Below are 2647 nucleotides of genomic sequence, written 5' to 3' on the forward strand. Positions count from 1 at the left end.
CAGAGAGGTATTTTACACCATAAAACTATAAAGTTACACATGAAGAAATTATATCTGACAGCCTTGATCGCTATGACCGCCTTAGTGGATGTCCAAGCACAACAAGACCCACATTATACGCAATACATGTATAATATGAATGTGATAAACCCTGCCTATGCGGGATCGAAGGAGAACCTATCTTTCGGTTTGTTATATAGAAAACAATGGGTTGATATCGAAGATTCCCCAACTACAGGTACATTCTTTGTTCACAGTCCCACAGGAAAGAATGTAGGACTAGGACTATCTGTAATCTCGGATAAAATAGGACCAGTAACGGAGAATAACGTGTATGGAGATTTCTCGTATACGTTAAACTTAGGAGGAGAACACCGATTAGCTTTAGGACTTAAAGCCGGAGCTACATTCCATAAGGTAGGACTATACAGTGATATTTACAATACACTACCAGATGCAAATGACCCAGCCTTTGCGGAAGATGTAAGCAATACGTACTTCAATATTGGTTCAGGATTCTTCTACTATACCAACAAGTACTATGTAGCATTTTCAGTACCGAATATGCTAAAATCAAAACACCTTGATTTTGATGGAAGAAAATTTGGAAGCGAAGTAAGCCATTACTTTTTAACAGGAGGATATGTTTTTGATTTATCAGAGAACACAAAATTCAAACCCTCATTCATGTTGAAATCTGCTTTCAAAGCCCCTACATCATTAGATGTATCAGCGAATATGTTATTCTTTGATAAATTCGAGATAGGAGCGACCTATAGATTAGATGATTCATTTGGAGGAATGGTAAACTATGCCATCACCCCAAATGTACGTATCGGATACGCGTACGACCGTATCGTATCAGATCTAAAAGTAACAACACCCGCTTCACATGAAGTTATGCTGTTATTTGACTTGAACTTCCCTAAAAAAGTATCACGTTCACCACGCTATTTCTAATCTAAAAAATTACAAGGAACATGAAGAATCTATATATAACATTAAGCTTTGTTATCGCGAGTGCCTCAATGAATGGGCAGAATTCAGCGACAGCTAAAGCGGATAAACAATTCAATCGCTTTGAGTATGTCTCTGCTGCTGCAGAATACTTAAAGTTAGTGGATAAAGGAAAAGCAGACGGGTATGTTTATAAACAACTCGGAGACGCATATTACAATGTCTTCAATACCACAGAATCAGCAAAGTGGTATGGTAAAGCGATCACGGAACAAAAGCAAGATTCCGAGACTTATTTCCGATATGCCCAAATGCTAAAAGCCAATGGTAAATACGAAGAAGCGAACAAGCAAATGCAACAGTTCTCGAGTATGGTACCCAATGATTTAAGAGCGAAAGCCTTTAAAGAAAATCCAGACTACTTACCAAAGCTGTTGAGCAAACAAAAAATGTACACCGTAAAATCATTAGATATCAATAGCGACAAATCAGACTTTGGAGCCTTTTTATCGGATAACAACCTGTACTTTGCAAGTGCGCGTAACACCGCTAGAAAAACGTACAAATGGAATGATCAACCCTTCTTGGATATCTATAGAGCAAACTACAATGCAGACGGGACAATCACCGATGCGGTAGCTGTAGATGAAATCAATAGTAAATACCATGATGGACCCGTTACTATAACAGAAGACGGAAACACAATGTATTTTGCTAGTGAGAGTTTTAAGGAAAACAGTTTTGAGAAAGACAAAGCCAAGAAACTAAAGGTAGGACAAGTAAACCTTTTCAAAGCCACTAAAGATGGAAACAAATGGAGTAATGTAACACCATTACCATTCAATAGTAACCAATACTCTACGAGTAACCCAAGTGTTAGTAAAGATGGAAAAACATTATATTTTTCATCAAACATGCCAGGATCAGTAGGAGGAATAGACATTTGGAAAGTAGCAATAAACAAAGACGGAAGCTATGGCACCCCAGAGAACTTAGGTAAGAAGATCAATACAGAAGGAGACGAATCATTTCCATTTATTACAGAAGATAACAATGTGTTATACTTTGCATCGAGTGGAAGACCAGGCTTTGGAGGATTAGATGTATTTATGATTAACCTAAGCAAAGGAACAGAAGCGGTGAATTTGGCAAAACCAATCAATAGTGAGAAAGACGATTTTGCATTCACGTTCAACCAAGCCAAAAACACAGGATTCTTCTCGAGCAATAGAACCGGAGACGATAATATATACCAAGCCACACCAGTTTGTGATGTAGAAGTAATCACTGTGGTGAGTAATGCAAAGACAGGGGCAATCTTATCTGGAGCGAAAGTATCAATCCTGGATGAGAAGAAAAACGTAATCGGTACAGAAGTTACTTCAACTAATGGAGAAGTAGCATATCATGTAGAATGTGATAAAGTATACACACTACAAGTAGCCAAAGACGGATATGAGAGCAATACCTTTGCTGTGAGCAAACAAAAAGGAGGCGAACAAAAGATTGACGCTAAGCTTAATCCAATCGATGTTATTGTAACGGAGAAAGAAATCATCTTGAAAGACATTAACTTTGAGTTCAATAAGAGCAATATCACACAAGAAGGTGCCTTTGAACTGGATAAGTTAGTACAAGTGATGCAGAATAATGACCAGATGGTTATTATGGTTAAATCCCATACGGACAA

Annotated in this window: 2 protein-coding genes; both read left to right on the forward strand. The window is 37.8% G+C overall.

Translation table 11 applies throughout. The features are described from left to right. Positions 1 to 39 precede the first annotated feature (39 nt). Positions 40 to 960 carry a PorP/SprF family type IX secretion system membrane protein gene (locus P6733_RS17815; protein WP_306354308.1) on the forward strand — a complete coding sequence of 307 codons (921 nt, stop codon included), beginning with the start codon at positions 40 to 42 and terminating at the stop codon, positions 958 to 960. Between the two features lie 20 nt (positions 961 to 980). Further along, a partial coding sequence (locus P6733_RS17820) for an OmpA family protein (protein WP_306354307.1) occupies positions 981 to 2647 on the forward strand: 1667 nt, incomplete at its 3' end.

Origin of the sequence: Flavobacterium aerium, assembly GCF_030766725.1 — a bacterium.
In the GTDB taxonomy this organism is placed as follows: Bacteria; Bacteroidota; Bacteroidia; order Flavobacteriales; family Flavobacteriaceae; genus Flavobacterium; species Flavobacterium aerium.